17 protein-coding genes are annotated in these 18,621 nt (G+C 63.2%); 8 read left to right on the forward strand and 9 right to left on the reverse strand.

From position 1 onward, the window contains the following. Positions 1 to 125: 125 nt before the first annotated feature. On the forward strand, positions 126 to 1,361 hold the full coding sequence (gene wecB, locus QFZ82_RS06935; RefSeq protein WP_307712285.1) for a non-hydrolyzing UDP-N-acetylglucosamine 2-epimerase: 1,236 nt from the start codon (positions 126 to 128) through the stop codon (positions 1,359 to 1,361). Here wecB and wecC read toward each other — a convergent pair. Beyond that, positions 1,272 to 2,513, reverse strand: coding sequence for a UDP-N-acetyl-D-mannosamine dehydrogenase (wecC, locus tag QFZ82_RS06940; protein ID WP_307712286.1), 1,242 nt, complete (start codon positions 2,511 to 2,513; stop codon positions 1,272 to 1,274). The two genes, wecB and wecC, sit on opposite strands and share 90 nt — an antisense overlap. Positions 2,514 to 2,895: 382 nt before the next feature. Between wecC and QFZ82_RS06945 the strand changes: the two genes are divergently transcribed. The 3 genes from QFZ82_RS06945 to QFZ82_RS06955 all read left to right on the forward strand — a co-directional run bounded on the left by QFZ82_RS06945 (position 2,896) and on the right by QFZ82_RS06955 (position 5,848). After that, the gene (locus tag QFZ82_RS06945; RefSeq protein ID WP_307712287.1) at positions 2,896 to 3,627 is read left to right on the forward strand and encodes a hypothetical protein; all 732 of its coding nucleotides are present in this window, start codon (positions 2,896 to 2,898) and stop codon (positions 3,625 to 3,627) included. A gap of 3 nt (positions 3,628 to 3,630) precedes the next feature. After that, positions 3,631 to 5,166, forward strand: coding sequence for an oligosaccharide flippase family protein (locus QFZ82_RS06950; protein WP_307712288.1), 1,536 nt, complete (start codon positions 3,631 to 3,633; stop codon positions 5,164 to 5,166). 154 nt (positions 5,167 to 5,320) lie between these two features. Next, positions 5,321 to 5,848 (forward strand): winged helix-turn-helix domain-containing protein, encoded by a 528-nt coding sequence (locus QFZ82_RS06955; RefSeq protein ID WP_307712289.1) that lies wholly within the window; start codon positions 5,321 to 5,323, stop codon positions 5,846 to 5,848. Positions 5,849 to 5,866: 18 nt separating this feature from the next. On the opposite strand, the gene QFZ82_RS06960 is transcribed toward QFZ82_RS06955, so the two are convergent. The 5 genes from QFZ82_RS06960 to QFZ82_RS06980 all read right to left on the reverse strand — a co-directional run bounded on the left by QFZ82_RS06960 (position 5,867) and on the right by QFZ82_RS06980 (position 11,801). Next, positions 5,867 to 7,219 carry a glycoside hydrolase family 27 protein gene (locus QFZ82_RS06960; protein WP_307712290.1) on the reverse strand — a complete coding sequence of 451 codons (1,353 nt, stop codon included), beginning with the start codon at positions 7,217 to 7,219 and terminating at the stop codon, positions 5,867 to 5,869. A gap of 122 nt (positions 7,220 to 7,341) precedes the next feature. Continuing rightward, entirely contained in the window at positions 7,342 to 8,520 is a 1,179-nt protein-coding gene (locus QFZ82_RS06965; RefSeq protein WP_307712291.1) for a glycosyltransferase family 4 protein, read from the reverse strand. A 63-nt stretch (positions 8,521 to 8,583) separates the two neighbouring features. After that, entirely contained in the window at positions 8,584 to 9,450 is an 867-nt protein-coding gene (locus QFZ82_RS06970) for a class I SAM-dependent methyltransferase (protein WP_307712292.1), read from the reverse strand. A gap of 179 nt (positions 9,451 to 9,629) precedes the next feature. After that, a complete protein-coding gene (locus tag QFZ82_RS06975) occupies positions 9,630 to 10,442 on the reverse strand; it encodes a bifunctional 2-polyprenyl-6-hydroxyphenol methylase/3-demethylubiquinol 3-O-methyltransferase UbiG (protein ID WP_307712293.1) in 813 nt (270 codons plus the stop codon). Positions 10,443 to 10,481: 39 nt separating this feature from the next. Beyond that, complete coding sequence (locus tag QFZ82_RS06980; RefSeq protein ID WP_307712294.1) at positions 10,482 to 11,801, reverse strand: O-antigen ligase; 1,320 nt, start codon at positions 11,799 to 11,801, stop codon at positions 10,482 to 10,484. Positions 11,802 to 12,006: 205 nt separating this feature from the next. Here QFZ82_RS06980 and QFZ82_RS06985 point away from each other — a divergent pair. From QFZ82_RS06985 to QFZ82_RS07000, 4 genes are all read left to right on the forward strand, one after another. Further along, positions 12,007 to 12,797, forward strand: a protein-coding gene (locus QFZ82_RS06985) for an IS5 family transposase (protein WP_373429404.1) whose coding sequence is annotated in 2 segments (ribosomal slippage) — positions 12,007 to 12,306 and positions 12,309 to 12,797 — 789 coding nt in all. Because the reading frame shifts where the segments join, the coding sequence is not laid out codon by codon here. Positions 12,798 to 13,012: 215 nt separating this feature from the next. Continuing rightward, positions 13,013 to 14,113, forward strand: a complete 1,101-nt coding sequence (locus QFZ82_RS06990) for a glycosyltransferase family 4 protein (protein ID WP_307712296.1) — start codon at positions 13,013 to 13,015, stop codon at positions 14,111 to 14,113. Between the two features lie 51 nt (positions 14,114 to 14,164). Further along, entirely contained in the window at positions 14,165 to 14,920 is a 756-nt protein-coding gene (locus tag QFZ82_RS06995) for a WecB/TagA/CpsF family glycosyltransferase (RefSeq protein ID WP_307712297.1), read from the forward strand. Between the two features lie 503 nt (positions 14,921 to 15,423). After that, positions 15,424 to 15,555 carry a hypothetical protein gene (locus QFZ82_RS07000; RefSeq protein ID WP_307712298.1) on the forward strand — a complete coding sequence of 44 codons (132 nt, stop codon included), beginning with the start codon at positions 15,424 to 15,426 and terminating at the stop codon, positions 15,553 to 15,555. A gap of 111 nt (positions 15,556 to 15,666) precedes the next feature. Here the strand turns inward: QFZ82_RS07000 and QFZ82_RS07005 are convergent, their stop codons facing one another. From QFZ82_RS07005 to QFZ82_RS07010, 3 genes are all read right to left on the reverse strand, one after another. Then, a complete protein-coding gene (locus QFZ82_RS07005) occupies positions 15,667 to 16,278 on the reverse strand; it encodes a low molecular weight phosphatase family protein (protein ID WP_307712299.1) in 612 nt (203 codons plus the stop codon). Between the two features lie 11 nt (positions 16,279 to 16,289). Further along, a complete protein-coding gene (locus QFZ82_RS39700) occupies positions 16,290 to 16,901 on the reverse strand; it encodes a glycosyltransferase family 4 protein (RefSeq protein WP_373429248.1) in 612 nt (203 codons plus the stop codon). A 550-nt stretch (positions 16,902 to 17,451) separates the two neighbouring features. Beyond that, positions 17,452 to 18,315: an LAETG motif-containing sortase-dependent surface protein gene (locus tag QFZ82_RS07010; protein WP_307712300.1), complete on the reverse strand. Its 864-nt coding sequence runs from the start codon at positions 18,313 to 18,315 to the stop codon at positions 17,452 to 17,454. Positions 18,316 to 18,621: the final 306 nt, after the last annotated feature.

Below are 18,621 nucleotides of genomic sequence, written 5' to 3' on the forward strand. Positions count from 1 at the left end.
AAGGCCCAGACGGCCGAACGTCTCCACCAGCAGGAGTGAACACGGCTCGGACGTCGCGGGCACGGGCCCGAAAAACCGCTTCGCTGAAGACCGCGGTCAAAAGGCATCCGAGCAAAGGAGACCCGGTGAAGCGACGATTGATGGTTGTCTACGGCACCAGACCGGAATCCATCAAAATGGCTCCCGTCATCCAGGCACTCCACCAGTCCGCGCACTTCGAACCGATGGTGACGGTCACCGCGCAACACCGTGACCTGCTCGACCAGGTGCACGCGTTGTTCGGCATCCGCCCTGCGTACGACCTGGACATTCTGAGCGAGGGTCAGACGCTGTCCGACATCACCGTACGGGCCCTGAACGGCCTCGCTCCGGTGCTGCGGCACGAGCGTCCGGACGCGGTGCTGGTCCAGGGGGACACGACCACGGCGTTCGCCGGCGCCCTCGCCGCCTTCTACCACCGGATTCCCGTCATCCATCTGGAGGCGGGACTGCGCACCGACGATAGGTACGCGCCCTTCCCCGAAGAGATCAACCGTCGGCTGGCCACCCAGCTGGCGACCCTCCACCTGGCGCCCACGTTCCACGCCCGGGAGAACCTGGTCCGGGACGGCGTCGCCGCCGCCTCCGTCGTGGTGACCGGGAACACGGTGATCGACGCCCTGCACTGGGCGGTCGAACAGAAGGCGCAGTACGTGGACCCGCAACTGGCCGACCTGGACGACACCACCCACCGGGTCCTGCTGGTGACGGCCCACCGCCGCGAGTCCTGGGGCGACGGAATGCGGGCCATCGGCGGCGCCCTGGCCGATCTGGCCCGCGCCGAGCCCAACCTCGTCATTGTGTTCCCGCTGCACCCCAACCCGGTCGTGCGGGACGCGATCCTGCCGCAGGTGGCCCACGTCGGAAGCGTGCGCCTCACGGAACCCCTCGCGTACGGCGAGTTCGCCCGGCTGATGGACCGGTCGCACCTCATCCTCACCGACAGCGGCGGAATCCAGGAGGAGGGCCCCGGCCTGGGCAAGCCGGTGCTGGTGATGCGGGACACCACGGAGCGCCCGGAGGCGGTCCTGGCGGGCACGAGCCGCCTGGTCGGAACCGAACGCGAGAACATCGTGAAGCAGGTGCTCCGGCTCCTGCACGACCGGGAGGTCTACGCCTCGATGGCGAAGGCGATCAACCCTTACGGCGACGGCCGGGCGGCTCACAGGGCAGTACAGGCCATTGGCCACTGGATGGGGTTGTGTCAGCGCCCGGCCGACTTCACGGCGGGGTCAGCGCCAGAAGCCGCGGGTGTCGAAGACCGCCTTGCCGCGCAGCGCCGTCTGCTTGACCCCACGGAAGGCATCATGGTCCACGAGTAGGACCACGACATCCGCCTCGCGCAGGGCTGTGGTGATGTCGACGAGCTCCGCCCGCCCTGTACCGGCCAGTGAGGCTGGCAATTCGGTGATGTGCGGCTCGACCACCAGCAGTCGGCCAGCCTGCCGGTCGGCCAGTTCGTTGACGATGTGCAGGGCGGGGCTCTCCCTGAGGTCATCGACATTCGCCTTGAACGTCAGCCCCATGCACGCAATCGCGGGCTCCTTGAAGCGGCCGGATGTCTGGACCACCTCGTTGACGACATGGACCGGTTTGGCGTCGTTGACCTGGCGGGCGAGCCTGATCAGGCGCGCCTGCTGGGGCGCGGCGCTGACAATGAACCACGGATCGACGGCGATGCAATGACCGCCGACTCCAGGGCCGGGCCGGAGGATGTCGACGCGTGGATGGCGGCCTGCGAGGGCGATGACCTCCCCCACATCGATGCCGAGATGGTCGCAGACCATCGACAACTCGTTGGCGAACGCGATGTTGACGTCCCGGAAGGCGTTCTCGCTGAGCTTGGCCATCTCGGCGGTGGTGGCATCGGTGAGCAGGCACTCACCCTTGGTGAACACCTCGTACAGTCTGCGGGCCCGTTCCGCGCAAGCGGTGCTGACACCCCCGATGATGCGGTCGTTCGTCACGATCTCAAACATGATCCGGCCTGGCAGGACACGCTCGGGACAGTGCGCCACCCCTACGTCCGCGGCCTCCCCGGCGTCGTGGGGAAAGGACAGGTCTGGACGGTGCTTCGAAAGCCATCGCGACAGCTCGACGGTAGTGCCGGGTGGGGATGTCGACTCCAGAACCACCAGGTCGCCCGCCTTGAGATGTTCTGCGACCGACACCGCGGCGCTCTTCACGTGCGACAGGTCCGCGGTGTTGTCCTCGCACAACGGTGTGGGCACGGCGATGATGAAGGCATCTGCTGGTTCGGGAGCCTTGGTCGCCCGCAATCGGCCCATGGCCACGGCACCGCTGACCGCCACAGCCAAGTCCGGCTCCACGAACGGGGCACGACCCGCGTTGATGAGATCGACGGTGACGGGGTTGATGTCGACGCCGGTGACCTGGATTCCATTGGTGGCAAGGGCCGCAGCCGTGGGGAGACCGATGTAGCCGAGCCCGACTACACAGACAGTGGACACCACTTGAGTTCCTCTCAGGGACGGACGATTACACGATTAGTCGTCGAGGCCCGCATAGCAGCGCCTCCAACAGAGCTGGCCACAGCCTCTCAAATTGCGCGATCCATAGAAATTTCCCTCTCGGCATGTCCCCCACGGTCGCCCGTTCGGACATCACCCGCGCGGCGTGCATGATGACGGCCACCAGGCGCGCCGGAAAGACGGCGCACCGCGAATAGAACCAGCATTCGACGGGACAGGCCGCGCACCGTGAACCCCGACATAGCAGACGGATACTCACCCGAACAGAAATTCTATACACCTTCGAGCGGCGTGGCCCCTCAAAGACAGTCGACGACACAGGGATCATTGATCCGAGGGGCAGTAACCGGAGGAAGGAAAACCGATGACAGATAGATCAACTCTCCTTGCACGCCTCACCTGGTGGGCCAAGAAGATCTACCGCTTTCTTCGGATGATCCTTTTCAGCTGCCTGCTGCTCATCCGCAGGGATCAACGTAGGCACATCCTGAGATGGATTCCGTCCATGCTGCCGGGATATCTGCTGCGCAAGCCATCTCCGTGGATCACTTTCGACGCCATTGAATATCTGGAGAAGCAGCAGATCCAGGGCAGGAGAATCTTTGAGTACGGCAGCGGCGGATCAACCTTTTACTGGCTCAGCAAAGGCGCGGAGTGCGTGAGCATCGAGCATGATCCCCACTGGCACGGCAGGTTGAAGACGAGCCTGCTCAAAAGGGCGGACTACCGGCTGGTGCCGCCGTCGCCGCCCATGAGCTCGGAAATTTCTGGCCAAATCGATGATCCTGGAGCATATCTGTCATCCGACCCAAGTTATCCGGGATACAGCTTTCGCTCCTATGTCACCCAGATCGATGAATTCCCGGCAGAAGGTTTCGACCTTGTGTTGATCGACGGGCGTTCACGTCCCTCATGCATCCGACACGCCGTGCCAAGAATCAAGCGCGGAGGCATCCTGATCGTGGACAACACCGACCGCCAAACGTACTGGAAGGCGCTGGACGAATTGACAGGGTTCCGAAGGCTGACCTTCCGGGGAGCCGTTCCTCAGCAGGTCGGTTGGGGGCAGACCGATATTTTCATCAAGGACAGCTAGGAATTGAGCCACCGCAAGATCTATCGCGAGAGACAAGAAATCCCGGGACAAGAACTCTATGAAGAAAAGGGAAGCTCAACCTCACGTTCACTGCTTTCAAGCATCACATGGAATTATATCTGCTCGCTGGTGAGCGTTCTACTGACTCTCGCCTACACCGCGTTTACCGGCCGGACGGTGGACAGCGGGGACTACGGTTCCTACGCCATTGCACTTACGGCCACGCAATTCTTCTCCCATGTGGCGTGCGCCGGTTTGTACAGTCACTTGCTCCGAGTGGAGTGTGTGACCCAGCAATTGCTGGGAGCGGCCCGAAGAATCGCACTCGTCAGCGGGATTGTTTGTTTCCTTGTCACGTACGCCGCCGCACCACTGTGCGCCATGCTCTGGAAGATTCCCTCTGTCGAGCCTACGCTGAGGCTGCTCGCGCTTCAGTTTCTCTTCCACCCTGCCGCGACAGTCACGAATGCCACGCTCCGTCGCATTGGTCAGGCGAAGCGGGCAGCCGGAAACGAACTGCTCGGTCTGGCAGTCGGGCTCTCCGGAGGTACGCTCCTGATCTTGGATGGCTGGAATCCCTGGGGCCTCGCCGCAGTCCCGCCGATCACCAGCGCAGCAATGCTGATCTTCGGAACGACCACGCTCGCCCACTCTCGGCGCAGGCCACCGATCGGCCCTCACGTCCGAGTTCTGAACCTTCTCAGGGAATCGGGTGGCCTGAGTGTCCACAACCTTGTCGACTTCGCCACGAGCAACTCCCCCCTGTGGTGCGTTGCGCGACTGCTGGGGCCCACGGCTGCCGGTTGTTATTCACGTGCCTGGCTCTTCGCCTCGATTCCCCGGGCGCTTCTGACTCAGGGGATCAACTTCACGACGACTCCTGCGATGGCCGACGCGCAAAAAATGGGCTGCGCGCCTCCGGTTCAGGTCGTGCATGCGATCCTGTTTGGCGCCTCGGCTGTCGCATTCGTTCCCTTCGGGGCCATGGCAGGCATGGGTCCCCCCCTTCTCGAACTATTGCTGGGTCCCGGCTGGGGGTCGGCCGTCGCCCTCGTACCCGTGCTCGCAGTCGGCAGCGCACTGAGTCTCATCTGCTCGGTCGGAAGCTCAGTCGACCAGGTCAGAAGAGCCTCACGTTCCATGGCCGTGACCAAGATCGCGGTGATCGGCGGCAGCTCCGTGGCGGTGGCTGCCGCGGCTGCGACCCACAGCCTCACCGTGTTCGCCGCGGCTGCCGTGACCGGCCCTCTTCTCGGCCACATCGCACAGCTCCTCTCATGGCGGAGAGATGGGGTGGTCCACCTGCGCGCTCTGCTTCGTGCCCACATGACGCACGCGGCCATCGGCACCGCTCTGTTCGTCTCGGCCAGGCTGGTCACCGTCGGCCACCGCCCGGTGGAATCCCTGCTCTACGGTTTCACCGCGACAGTCGCGATCACCCTCGGCTGCTACCCGCTTCGTAGGCGCCTGCCGCTCTACGCGATCGTCAAGCGCTGTGGTCTGCTCGGAGACAGGACGAAGTCGGCGCTGTCCCCCTGAACTTGACACAGACAGGCGCCACCTGCCGCCCCGACGGCACGGTGTGCCGCTATTGATCCGAAACGGTAGGGTTTACCGCCCCGTTGATTCCTGCGTGAGTGACCTGCTGGGGGACGCACGGCAGTTATTGCCATCGGCGCAAGAAACTCCGCTGATGCGGGCGGTGGCCGCACTGGTGGCAGGCCGGGACCGTGAGGACGTCGCAGCGCTGTTCAAGGTCTCACTCGAGGCCGTGGACAACTGGTGGGCGAAGTGGCCGGCGGGCGGACGTGAGGCGCTCGTGGTCCAGCCGCGCGGGCGCCGGGTCGGCGGCCATCAGCTCCTCAGCGAGGCTGAGCAGCAGGTGATCCGGCAGACCGTGCCGGATCACCGGCCGTGCGACCTTGGCCTCGCGGGCCAGTTGTGGACCCGGGCCGGCGTGCGCGACTTGATCACCAAGCTGTACCAGGTGCGGCTGACCGAGCAGGGTGCGAGCAAGTCCCTGAGCCGCTGGGGCTTGTCCTTCCAGCCCCGACGAACTGGTCACCACCGACCTCAACGGAGTCTGCCCATGCACAGCAGGGCCCGCGACCCGGCCCAACCCGCCGCCGAAACCCGCAGGTTCTTCCACCGGCGACAGCGCCAGCCACACATCATCCGTGGCTACTTCGGCGGCCCGCACGTCCGCTACATCCTCGAATAGAACCGATTGAGTTTCGGATCAATAGGACAAGGCTCTGACGCGGAAGAGCTTCGTTGCGTGGGGTGCCACCCGCGCGCTGAAGGTGCCGCCCACCCGGCCGACCCGGTCTGTAACGAGGTCCTTGAGCAAGTACGACCTGGCAGCGGGCAGGCCTACCGCCCTGGCGCTCGTGGTGATGGCCCGCTCCGTCTCACCGGAATTGAAGAGCGCCACTGCCCGGTCACCGTTCGCCAGGGGCTTGGACAGCACCGCGAAGCCGGCACCCTTGTCAACGATGCGGCCCTGGATTCCAAGGCGGTCCTGGTCGACAGCAATGACCTCACGGTTGCTCAGAACGTCGAAAGCAGCCGGCGAGAGCTTCGTCAGATCTGTGCCGGAGATCAGCGGCGCCGCCATGACCGACCACAGGGCCATCTGGCTCTGGATCTCTTCTGTGGTCAGCCCCGAGTTCCCTGCAAGCAGAAAATCCGGATCGTTCCAGCGCCCAGGCTTTTGCATGTCTGCCAGCAGAGAATTATAATCGAAATTATATTTGATCGATGGCCACTTGGCGGCCGGGGCAGCACGCTCCGAGGCGATATCCCGTCCACTTCGCCACAGGTTCCCGATGTCGGAGGACCAGCCGATCACTTTGCGCCACACGGAGTCGCCGTCGTACTGGAAGTACGCGGGCGCAGACACCGAGAAGACAATGGGGCGGCCCGTGTTGAGCAGGGCCTGGCTCATCTGCCGGTAGACGTCATGGAAAGTCTCCTCCTTCGTCTCGCTCGGCGCGATGGGCACATGGCACCCATCCAGCTTGAGGTAGTCGACACCCCACCGGGCGAACAGATTGGCGTCCTGCTGAAAGTGCCCGACACTGCCCGGAAACTTCTTGGTGCAGGTGGTAGTTCCAGCATCCGCATAAATACCGAACTTCAGCCCCATCTCGTGGAGCCGGCGAGCGACAAATGGCATGCCATGAGGGAATTTCACCGGGTTCGCAACGAGATCTCCTGCACGATCACGCTTCGTGGTCATCCAACATTCATCGATGGTCACGGTGTTGTAACCTCTGGCGGCAAGTCCGCTGCGGACCAATGCCCTTGCGTTCTCGAGTACCGCCTTTTCGGTGACATCGCATCCATAGTAAAGCCAGCTATTCCACCCCATTGGGGGTGTCGGAGCGAGGTTTGGGTAGGACGGAGTCCCTGTCGTTCCCTGGGGAGATTCCGGAGTCTCGAAGGCGGAACTGTCAGACAGGACCAGCGCCGAGGAAACCAGGATGGCCGACAAACCGGCAAGAGCCCGGCACAGCCGCCTATATGCACGGCCGCAGCCGACGAACGTCGCGCGGTTGAGCCCCGACGTGGCCAAAGGTAGTGCTTTCATACCGACCGCCTATTTCCCCGACCAGATATCTCACCGAGGTGAGCATTTCTGATCCTCAATGTCCTGATCGTCCGTGTCGATGAAATGTCCCATCGGGACTGCCCGGCGAAACATGTATATGCTCACTGATGCGCTTTGCTGCGCTCAAGCATCATCGCGAGTCCTTCAGCGAATCGCCGACTCATGTCTTCCACCGTGTATTTTTCAGCGTCCGCTGCGCATCCGGCAACCAACTTGTCCATCAATGCGGGACTGGACAACGTCTTCACAACGGCCTCCGCATACTGCTTCGGTCCGCCCACTGCGATCACTGCATTCCGCCCGTGTTCCAAATACTCGAATTCTGGACCGTGATAAGGCCATTGTGTCGTTACCAGAGGCGTGCGCAGTGCGAAAGAGTCGACCGCGCAGAGCCCCACCATGCGCGGCATGAGCATCAGCCGGGCGACAGCGCCGAGCAGCGCACGTCGCTCACCGTGCACCGGCCCCACGTACACCACTCCGTCACCGGATGCGGCAGCCGATTCCACGAGGGGCCGCTGTGGCCCATCACCCGCCACCAGAAGGGTGAATCCCGGAAGCTGTGCCACGATGTCAGGAACGGCCGCCAGAAGAAACGGGATTCGCTTGGACTCGTCCAGACTGCCGAGGAACAGTACTGTCCGGTCGGGAACCAGCCCCAGTTCGGATGCATAATCAGCGATCTCCCTTCCGGTGACCGCGTCCCGCGCCGCTCGCAAACGAGCGGTGTCGGTGGCGTTACGTACTACGGTGATCCTTTCCCGCGGAAATCCCTTGGCCTCCAGATAGTCAGCACCACCGTTCGTGTAGGCGAAAAACCAATCTGCTCTACGAGTGATAATGTTTTTGGCCGCTCGTACCGGGGCGCCCACATCCCGGTTATGGTTTCGACCTTGGCCCCACATTCCGACGACCGCCTTGTTACCGAGAGGCAGACCCGCCTGGTGCAGCGCCGCTCTGACCAGCAGCGGATACGTCTCCAGATTATGCAGAGCCTGTTCGACCACCACCGCATCGGATTGCCGCGGCAGGCTGCCCAGCCGCTTGAAGTACGTCACGGATTTTCCCAGGTTCCACGATCTCTGGTGCAGCGGTACGGCGCACTCCAACTCGTCCATCGCTGCATTGCCCCGCATACTCACCGCAGTAGCCGGCGAGCCATGGGCGACAACCAAATCAGCTTTCACCATGGCATCGAGGTCGCTGGCCAACCTGGTGAAGAACGGAACCCGATAAGAAGGCACGTACGGCTGGACAATCGTGATTCTACGGCGAGTCATACTTCTTCCTCCCATGAAACAGCGAAATATGCCAGGATCCTGCTTCCCTCGCCTTTCAGCCCCTCATTTTTTCGGACGCATATAAACCCATAGATGCCAGCCCAAAGCCTTCTCGCCGGGGAGGCCATGGACGGGGAGAGGGGGAGCGTGCATGAATCGCTTCTCTGTTCTCGTCACGACGAATTCAGAAAACGCTTTCCGGACTTCGCGCTTATCATACACACGGGAATACGGATTCGCTGGCCCGTCGGTATTCCGGTGAATAAATTCTCCCATCCTCAGGTACCGCAAGAGGCCGTAGCGTCGCGCATTGTCCAGATGAGCACCCAGGAGGCCTCGGGGGTTCCCCAGCAATCCCAGCCGGGACAGTGGGTGAGCGGTCAACAACACGACACGGCGCAGTAGTCCGATGGACAGCAGGTAATTGAGGGACCAGCGCGCATAAAGCATGACCACCAACTGCCCGCCGGGCTTCAGGACCCGGTGAATTTCCCGCTGCGCATCGTGAATGTCTGGGACGTGATGCAGCACTCCGTGACTGAAAACGATGTCGAAGGAATCCGCCGGAAACGGAAGGTCGAGGGCGCTTGCCCGGTGGATTCCGTCGAAGGGCAAGTGGCGCACAGCAAGCCGGGTTCGCGTCCGCTCCACAGCGGTCTCGGTGAGATCGACCCCCGCCCATCTGGCGCCCCGCCGGATCAGCAACTCTGCCTCCGCGCCTTGCCCCAGCCCGATTTCCAGAACCCGCCGTCCTGCGAGGTCGAGACCGTTCAAGCAGAGTGGAATGTGTGGTTCGAGCCTGTATTTGGCCCGGTCATACCGGGAGAAGAACTCCTCATAGTTGTGGCGCTGGTCACCGCTTGGACTCCCGAAGAGCTGGTCACCACAAGGGTGGGCGGACCAGAAGTCCTGGATTTCTGCTTCACGCAAAGTCTTCTCCCGATCACATCCAGCCAAGTCGGCTTAAACTCATCTTTCTTGAGCATCCAGAATCCTGGAAACGACCAGGCGCGCGCAGAGACTTTCGAGTATTCGAATAAGAGATGGACACGCGCTGGTGTCGGCTTTCTGAGCGGATGGACAGAAAACCAGTCTGCTTGGCGGACTCTTCAGTGGCGGTTGAGGGCGACAATACCGAAAGTGGTCGGTGGCGCCAATCGCTCCCCGAGAGCTTGAAGCACTCTGGACTGCGTAGACCAGTAGCAGTCCAGTTTTACCTCGCCGAAGGCCGGCTCCAGCAGATTCTGCAGGGCCTTCTCATCAATGCCGTGGCGCACTACGTGGTACTCCGCCATATCAGCCGGGTTACTCTCGTCGTAGACGCCCCGAATCCGTCGAAGGCGCGTAGCAATTCCACGTCGAGCTTCTCCCTGTCCAAGTCGCCAGATCAGGTAGGCACTACGATCCAGGCTCATAGAAGAACGCGATCGACGTGGGTACCAGAGCGGATCTTGGAAACTCATGAACGCACCGCCTGGTGTGATGCGTTCGACGAGTTGCTCCACAGCGCGCAGATAGTCCGGAATGTGATGGAGGACGGAGATGAGTACAACGACATCAAGCGGCGATCCGCCGGACAGGCTCTCACCATCGGGATCGTAGGTCACGGTAACCTGCCGATTATGGCGGAATCGGTGCTTGAGCACCGCTGCACTCGGTGCGCTCATCTCCGTCACCTCAACCTCGGCGCCGGTGGCGACCAGATGGTCGGTGAAGGCGCCGTGACCTGCGCCTAGTTCCAAGACACGGCAGCTACCCTTCCGGTCCAGGACGCTGCCCACCGACCGATTGATTCCTGCGACAACGCGCTCCCGGATGCCGTGATGGAGAATGTGCGGAGATCCCTTGGCGTAATCGTATCCAACGCCATGTTCCTGCTCTTGGATGCACGCCATTGGGGTCTCGGTCTCAGCCGCATTCATACAGCAGTCCTATCTATCCGCACTTGCAGGGCTATGCAATCAACGGGCGAGTGCCACGGGTTTATCCGCTCGGTGTAGACCTGTATGACTGTCGCCCTTGAGATTGCTGGAACCACTCACTTCGACTGACTCCGGACACGCAAGACTCAGTCCGATGAGTGCGCCGAAGGGGACCATGGCATAAAAGTAAACCAATACATTGTCGGTAACAGCGAGCAGCCCAATGGCAAGGAGGGCCATGAGCGCCGCATAATGTACGCCCGCGTCACCGCTGGAGCGTGCACGGGCCCGCCGCCAACAGCGGACAGCGATTCCCATATAGCCCAAGAGCCAAAATCCGAGTCCGATGAATCCGAAGTCGTTCCAAAAGCGTAGGTAGTCGCTGTGGGGCTCCCCCGCCGTCCTCACGATTTCTCGGATGATAGCCGTGGCGCTCCCGGCGCCGTGTCCTGCCCATGGACTGGTTTGTGCGTGCGCGATCACCACTTCCCACAGAAGGTCCCTACCCGAGGTATTCACCGGCGTACCATTGATGAGGGTCACGTCTTCGGCAAGGAACCGGTTGCGCAGTTGTGGGAGATGTGTCAGAGCGAGGTAGCCGAGAGTCGCAAGAAGTCCCACCGTGACGAGGCTCCTCACGGGACGGAATCCACGTTGTCCGCGTGTGAAGGGGCTCCATACAAACAATAGAGCGGCCGCCACCATAGCAGTGCGAGACCCGCTGAGTACGATCTCGAGGAACAGGACGTACGGAAGGAGTCGGGCCATTTTTTCACCGCGTCCCGACGGGATGACGACGGCCATGATGAGTAGCGCCTGAATTGCGAATACCCTCGGACCGGACACACCGGATGCTCCGAATCCGGACAGAAGTAGATCAACACCGTACATGACGGCTCGCACCCATCCGACGATCACAACGCCCTTGATGAAACCGATGCTGCTTCCTTCCGAGGCGACGCCAGACACGATCAGCGCGGTTCCGATGAAGAGGAAATAGCAGGACAGATTCTGCAGGCCGCCAACAGTAACGCCGTTTAATAGCGTGACGAGAACCGCCCAGGACAGGAAGATCCATAGGGTCGCAGGAATGGCTTTCGATGCCCTTGTAACTCGCCGTACGCCATGGTCGCCTACATGCCCATTCCAGGTGATTCCGGATGTCTTCCGATAGGCCAGAATGCCGATCGACAGCAGCAGCCAGAGGTAGGTGAGCAGCGCCGTGATCGCTGCAGAGGCCGTTACCGACGGCATAACCTTGAAGCGGAAGGTGACGTCGCCTCCCAAGAGAATCGCAAGGGCCAGTCCAGCTACCAAAGGCAACTTGCGCCCTGCGGTGATCCCCGTTGCTCTGTTCACAGTTCTCTACTGTGACATACGTCAGCGTCACTGCGTGGGACATACGTCTCGACAGGTCGGGCGAGTCGAAGACGGTTCATTCGAGTCCGGTCCCTATCGGGCCATCCCCAAAGAGCTCGTAACACGATCTTGTTGATCGGCCCAGGTTGACCGTGACCGATGTGATGATTCGGCCGTTCGGTATGGTGTGAGTACCCGGCCGTGGATCGTGGACGATGACTTGTGGGCGCTGATCGAGCCGTTGCTGCCGCCCTGGCCCGAGAGAGCTCCCGGCCCGAGGCCGGTGTCGGATCGTCTCTGTTGCAGGGCATCCTGCTATGTGCTGCATAACGACATCGCCTGGCAACTTCTGCCTCCGGAGCTGGGGTTCGGCTCAGGTCAGACCTGCTGGCGGCGGCTGGAGCGGTGGCAGAAGGCCGGCGTCTTCAACCAGCTGCACCGCATCTTGCTTGCCGAGCTGAACGCGGCCGGCGAGCTGGACTGGTCCAGAGCGTGCGTGGACGGTTCCCACGTCCGCGCGAAAAAGGGGGAGCCGACACCGGTCCGTCGCCGGTCGACCGGCGGAAGACTGGCAGCAAGCACCATCTGATCTGCGATGGGCGCGGCACTCCGTTCAAGGTCATCACGACTGCGGCCAACGTCAACGACGTGACCCAAACGCTCGCCCTGGTCGACGGCATCCCGCCTGTCGCGGGCCGTCCCGGCCGCCCACGACGGCGTCCCAAGGCTCTGCTCGGAGACAAGGGCTACGACTCCAACCCGAACCGCGCCGAACTCCACAAGTGCCGGATCCTGCCGGTCATCTCCCGCAGGCGTGCCCCGAACATCGAGGGCCTGGGCAAGCTCCGCTACGTCGTCGAGCAGACCTTCGCTCTTCTCCACCAGTTCAAGCGCCTCGCCGTCCGCTGGGAGCGTCGCACCGAACTCCACGATGCCTTCGTCTCCCTCGCCTGCAGTCTCATCTGCTGGCGACGACTCAAGAAGCATCGATCATGATCGTGTTACGAGCTCAAAGCGTTTGCGTCATGCGAAGCCCCAACGTGTTCTGCTGGACTCGGCGGCACCCGAGTGATGTCATGGAAATCTCCTGGTCTGCGCATTCGTCCACAGTCGAGGCAGAAGACGCAAGTGCTTACTCAACCCCTCCTGCTGACAGACACCCGGCTCCCGGTGCGCATCGCACACCACACGTTTCAATACGGAGGAGGGAAATGCTCCCGATCCGCAGGAGAAATCATCCGAACGTATCACTGCCGACTCTCCTTGTTCTGAGGCACAGTTCGGAACTCGGTGGTATGGGCCGGGCCGCCGAGTTCTTCACGCCGGTGTTGCGGTCGCGCTGCCAGGTAGTGGCTGTCCTTTCTCTGTCGGCGGACCGCTCGGGGAACTGTTTCGAGGCTTCCTGGCTGGCGAAGGCCTCTGCGACCGTCATGAGCCTCGGGCGCTGCGTGTACGTCCTTGTCACGCGATCACCGGACGCCATATACCTACCGATTTCTCAGTGGGGTCTTCCGCTTTTTCGCGACCTGATCCTTGTGATGCTGGCCAGGATGCTCGGCTGCGCTCCCGTCCTGCATCTTCACGGAGCCCAGTTGCCGTTCCGGCTCACTGCGAACCGCATGTTGCGCAGGATGCTGGGGCGCAGCCATTGGATCGTGTTGAGCGAGGCAGTCGCTGCAGAGCTGGAAGCCAGTGGCTGCCATACCAGATCAGTCACCGTGGTACGCAATCCGATTCCTCAGAGCGTCGTGTCCCGGCGAACGCCGAGCCCGACGCAGGTCCTGCGGGTCGGCTGGCTAGGAACCATGTGCCGGGCCAAGGGTTTCGACGTCCTGTGCGATGCGGTTGATCAGCTGAAGAGCAGCGGAGTCGGGCTGGAGTTCTCCGTCGCAGGGCTGCGCCTCGACGTACCGGCCTCTCACATGGCATGCGTGGACGAAGATCTGGGTGTGCTCCCGCCAGCGAACGTCTCTTCGTTCTGGTCCCGGATCGACGTATTCGTTCTTCCGGCTCGCTGGGTCGAAGGACTGCCCTTTGTACTGCTCGAAGGGCTCCAGGCCGGTTGTGTGGTGGCAGCGACACATTCTCCCGGGTGCGCCGAGCTCTTCGATCAGGGATGTGTGGAGCCGGTCGACAGCTCAGTGGGCTCGGTCACCGGATTCCTCAAGGAATGTGTGGCCGACCTCGAGGGCATCCGGCGACGACAGCAAAAGCTATGGGCGGAGCTTCGACCACTCTATGAGGCGGACCGGGTCAAGGAATCGTTCGCGCGGTTTTTGCAGGACGTGTGGGTTTCTGACACACGTCCTTGAGGAACGGGAGGCAGGCCGGTGGGCCCGTACCGACCGGTGATGGTGTGCGGTTTGCCAGTCCACCCGCTGACGCTTGAGGGCTCGATGGCGGCGGCGGAAGCTCTGATCGAGGACGGCGGTCCGTACCAGCACGTGGTCCTGAACGCGGCCAAGGTGGTCCAGGCCCACGAGGATCCGGATCTGGCACGTATCATCCGCTCGTGCTCGCTCGTCAATGCCGACGGACAGTCCGTCGTGTGGGCCAGCCGCCTCCTCGGCCAGGCACTGCCCGAACGCGTGACCGGAATCGACCTTATGCTGGCCCTGTGGCGCAGAGCCGCTGAAAAGGGGTACGGCGTCTACCTGCTCGGCGCCGAGCCCTCGGTGGTCGAGGCGACGGCACGCATCGCCGCCGAACAGGGCGTCAAGATCGCCGGATACCGGGACGGCTACTGGGACGAGACGCAGGATCAGCAGGTGGTGGCCGCTGTACGCGAGGCGCGGCCGGACATCCTGTTCGTGGCCGTGCCCAGTCCGCGCAAGGAGTACTTCCTCGCGCGCTACCTGGAGCAGTTGGGGTGTGCCCTGGCGGTCGGAGTCGGCGGGTCGTTCGACGTGGTGGCGGGCGTCCGCAGCCGGGCGCCGGAGTGGATGCGCCGGGCCGGACTCGAGTGGTTTCACCGCCTGATCCAGGAACCGCGTCGCATGTTTCGGCGCTACGTGGTGGGCAATACGAGGTTCGTCCTCCTTGTGGCCGCCTACTGGGCCCGGCGGCGGAGCCGGCGCAGTGCGAACTCCGCACAGGGGCGGTCGGGTACGGGACACTGAACCCTTCCGCCCCTGCGCATGCCCCCTCCGGCCACTTCTCTGAAGGCGGGCCCGGTAACCCTCAGGACCGGGTCGCGTCCTACAGCGCACGGCATGCCCGATGTGTCACATCCCGACCGGATCGACGGTGAGTCCTCTATATCGGTTCGCGGGTGTCAACATCATCTAATAGCCAGAGTTTTCCTTATATCAGGTGAAGCATATTTGGACCGTGTCCTGTGGCTGTGGCTCGTTGAGGCTGGCATGGGGCGGGATACGTGGAGTTGGATTGTTCCGGACGGGCGCGAAGCCACCATCTCCTAGCGCGACCCGACAGCTCAGGATCAAACACCAATAACGGGATGAAACGTCGGGAGAAAACGACCTCTGAACGTGCATCTGTGCCCGCAGATGAAGACTTTCATCGACGAGCACGGCGAGTGGCTGCAGTTGTTCCAGATGCCGTCGTTTCACCCGAGTTGAACCCGGCCGAAGGTGCGTGGTCACTCCTCAAGCGGTCCATCGTGAACTTCGTCGCCACCGACCTCGGCGGTCTCGTCCGGATCGTGAAGCGCAGGCTGAAGAAGATCCAGTTCCGCCCCCACCTGATCGACAGCTGCCTCGCGGAGACCGGCCTGATCATCGAACCCTCATGATCGACCAGCCGACGTCTACGAGTTCAACCTGAGTAGTGCTGGGATCCCGTGGCGAGGCCGGCGAGAGGACACCATCCTCCCGCCGGCCTCGCCACGTTCAACGCCTTCGAATCATCCGGTCCGCACAGCCGCGGCAATGCGCTCCACCACACCCTCGATCTGTACCAGGCACTCCTGCACCTCCAGGGGAGGGGCACCGAGAGGGTCGTCGATGTCGTCATCACCCGGATGCTCCCCTGCGGCCCCACGCCGAGCGGCCGCGCCCCGGACAAGAGCCGCGAACCGGGCCGCCGGATCCACCACGCCCGAGGCGTCCTCTGCCCGCACCAGCCGGGCGAACTCACAGAGGGTGAAAGCTCGGGCCAACGCCCATACGGGAGACAGACGCACAGCGGCCTCGCGATGGTCCGTTGCGGCACCCAGCAGCAGATCCGCGCTCTCGACCAATTCCTTCGTCAGCCGGCGGGAGCTCGCCGCGGAGGGATCCGCGCCGCGCTCGAGGAGGAAGGACGCCGCCGTGGCCGCCATGGGCGTACCAGGGAGGGCCTGCGTGCCCGCACTGCCGAATCGGATCCTCTGCCGAGCATTGAGCAGCCGCTGCCTGAGCAGGCACTCGGCGAGGGGGGAGCGGTAGAGGTTGCCGGTGCACACGACGAGTACGCGAAACCCGGGTACGCACACGCCGGGCGACGAGGAAGGAGAGGGCCCGAAAATGTGGAGCATGGCGCCAGTATTCACCCGTGACCTCCGCTGGACGGGGAGATGCATGTCCGCCAGGGCGTCGGATCGCCGTTTCGGGTGGGAACGCCGCCGAGTCGCCGACATCGGCAGGGCCATTCGGGTGAGCGCTCGTGAGGCCGGGGGTTGTGAGGCTTCCCTCTGAGCGGTGGATGCGGTCGGGCCGTGGCCCACTCCGCGTTTCTCCGGTTCTGGTTGGGGCAGACCGGGTCGTGGTCGGTGGAGAGACTCGTCCACCAGCGTTCGCAGCACGCAGCGTTCATCTCGGAGCTGGCATGGAAGGTCATGCACAGCGGGATGCCGAGGCGGCGGCACAGGGGGCCAGCAACAGGGCCCTCGACATGGTCACCGTGCAGATGAAGCAGGTCCACGCCATGCGCATGTGGGCCGCCGACCAACTGCCGGATCGTCGCCGACGCCTCCGCAGCGAAGGCGGCCCTGTCGGATCTCGGCGCCAACAAGCGTGACAGAGCGGTCCTGCTGAGGGACAGGCGTGCAGCCCCGTCCGGCACCGACGTTCCGTGACGAAAAGCCAAGGTCACACGGTGCCCGCGGCTCAATTGCTCCCGCGTCAGGCATTCCACATGGCGTTCCATACCACCCGGCATCGGGGGAACTCGGTAACTCAGCCGCAGACTGCATGGCAATCCGCTCCATTCATGTGCCACTTCTGCTGCGGGCTTTGTTCAGTCGCCACCGGGTAGGGAGACTCCCGGCGTGGCGATGGAATCGAATGTCAATCCAGCATGGCGTCACGCCACGCATGATCCCATATCAGGTGCTGACCAGGAGCGACACACGGCCGGTTCTAGGTGGCTCCGCAGCAGGGCCGCAGGAAATGGAAACGTCGACTTTCCCCACCGCAATGGCAACTCACCCGGTGCGCCCGGCGACTTGGCGGCAAGGGGATGGGGGCAAACGACAGCCAGGCACACTTCCTCGAACGGCTCAAGCGGGTTTCCGACGTTTGAGACTCGCGTGCCACGCAATGCCTCACCGGGCACGCTCGTCGGCTCGGCCAACTCAACGGAGCTGCAGAAGCGGGTCGTCGGCAGCGAGCTGCCCGCGCGTCGGCTGCTCGGTACGGCTCGTCGTCTCAAACAGACAGCATCTCGGACAGCTGAGTGCTGTCCGAGATGCTGCGTGCAGGAATTGGACTTACTGCTGCTGACCTGCCGTACGCCGACGCTTCACGAGGACCAGCGATCCTCCGCCGAGCAGCACGAGTCCGGCTGCCGCGGCGGCCATGGCCACCGTTGCATCCGACGAGCCGGTCTTGGCCAGCGAGGAGCCGTCGTGATCGGACGACTTGCCGCCGCTGCCGGAGTCGTCGTGGCTGCCCTTCTCGCCATAGGAATCGTCGTGGTCGTCGTCGCCGTGGCCGGACCGGCCGTGGTCGTCGTCCTCGCCGCCCCCGTGTCCGGGTCGGCCGTGGTCGTCGTCGCCGTGGTCGTCGCCTCGGCCGTGGTCGTCGCCTCGGCCGTGGTCGTCGCCGTGGTCGTCGTCGCCTCGGCCGTGGTCGTCGCCGTGGTCGTCGCCGTGGTCGTCCCCGTCTCCTTCGATGGTCACCCGTGCGGTCAGCACGAGACCTGACTCCAGACCTTCGAGTGTGAACTCGTACTTGCCGGGCTTGGTGTCCTCGGGAATGGTGACCGAATCGACCACGCGGCCATTCGCGTCCGCGAAGTGGGTACCGAGTGGCACGATCGACCGGCAGCCGTCGTCGCCGCCGTGGTCGTCGTCGTCGCCGCCGTGGTCGTCGTCGCCGTCGTCAGACGGGGCGCGTGCGGCCACAAGGGGCGCCGGGAATGCGGCTGATCCTCTCAGTGCAGCGGTGTTCACCGATCCGGCGGCGCCGGTGGCGCATCCGTCTCCCTTAACGGGGACGAGACTTGATTCGACCTCTTCGTTCGCTTGGAAGCCGGTCGCGACGAAGTCGACCTCATCGCCGGGAGACAGTGTGGTGTCGTCGACCTGAAGACTTGGGCCTGGCGGATATGACTGAGCCAGTGCTGGCTCCATGGCGATGAGGGGAGCTGCGGCAATGAGGCTTACGGTGGAGGCGGCCAGTGCGACTCGCCATCCGGAGCGTCTGGGCATCGTTTCGGGCTCCTTCGGACGACGCTTGATCAGGGATGAATTTCTTGTTTGCCGATGTGGAGGGTCAGACCGCGTTGCAGGACAGAGCTGTCTGCCGTGTCCGTTTCCCGCCGTGGCTCTGTGTTCCGGACACCGACCCGTTCTGCGCTCGCATTGGATGGCACACATTGACGTCTGCCGTCCAAGCATCGGATCCATAGACGGGGGCGGCTCCGCCCAAACAGCCAC

Origin of the sequence: Streptomyces sp. V4I23, assembly GCF_030817975.1 — a bacterium.
GTDB lineage: Bacteria > Actinomycetota > Actinomycetes > Streptomycetales > Streptomycetaceae > Streptomyces.

What these genes read in the sequence shown, in the direction of transcription:
- QFZ82_RS06955 (WP_307712289.1), top strand. Translation starts at nt 5,321, where the DNA reads ATGCGGGCGGTGGCCGCACTGGTGGCAGGCCGGGACCGTGAGGACGTC.
- QFZ82_RS39700 (WP_373429248.1), bottom strand. Translation starts at nt 16,901, where the DNA reads ATGCCGGGTGGTATGGAACGCCATGTGGAATGCCTGACGCGGGAGCAA.
- QFZ82_RS06990 (WP_307712296.1), top strand. Translation starts at nt 13,013, where the DNA reads ATGCTCCCGATCCGCAGGAGAAATCATCCGAACGTATCACTGCCGACT.
- QFZ82_RS07010 (WP_307712300.1), bottom strand. Translation starts at nt 18,315, where the DNA reads ATGGAGCCAGCACTGGCTCAGTCATATCCGCCAGGCCCAAGTCTTCAG.
- QFZ82_RS06975 (WP_307712293.1), bottom strand. Translation starts at nt 10,442, where the DNA reads ATGAATGCGGCTGAGACCGAGACCCCAATGGCGTGCATCCAAGAGCAG.
- QFZ82_RS06965 (WP_307712291.1), bottom strand. Translation starts at nt 8,520, where the DNA reads ATGACTCGCCGTAGAATCACGATTGTCCAGCCGTACGTGCCTTCTTAT.
- QFZ82_RS06960 (WP_307712290.1), bottom strand. Translation starts at nt 7,219, where the DNA reads ATGAAAGCACTACCTTTGGCCACGTCGGGGCTCAACCGCGCGACGTTC.
- QFZ82_RS07005 (WP_307712299.1), bottom strand. Translation starts at nt 16,278, where the DNA reads ATGCTCCACATTTTCGGGCCCTCTCCTTCCTCGTCGCCCGGCGTGTGC.
- QFZ82_RS06945 (WP_307712287.1), top strand. Translation starts at nt 2,896, where the DNA reads ATGACAGATAGATCAACTCTCCTTGCACGCCTCACCTGGTGGGCCAAG.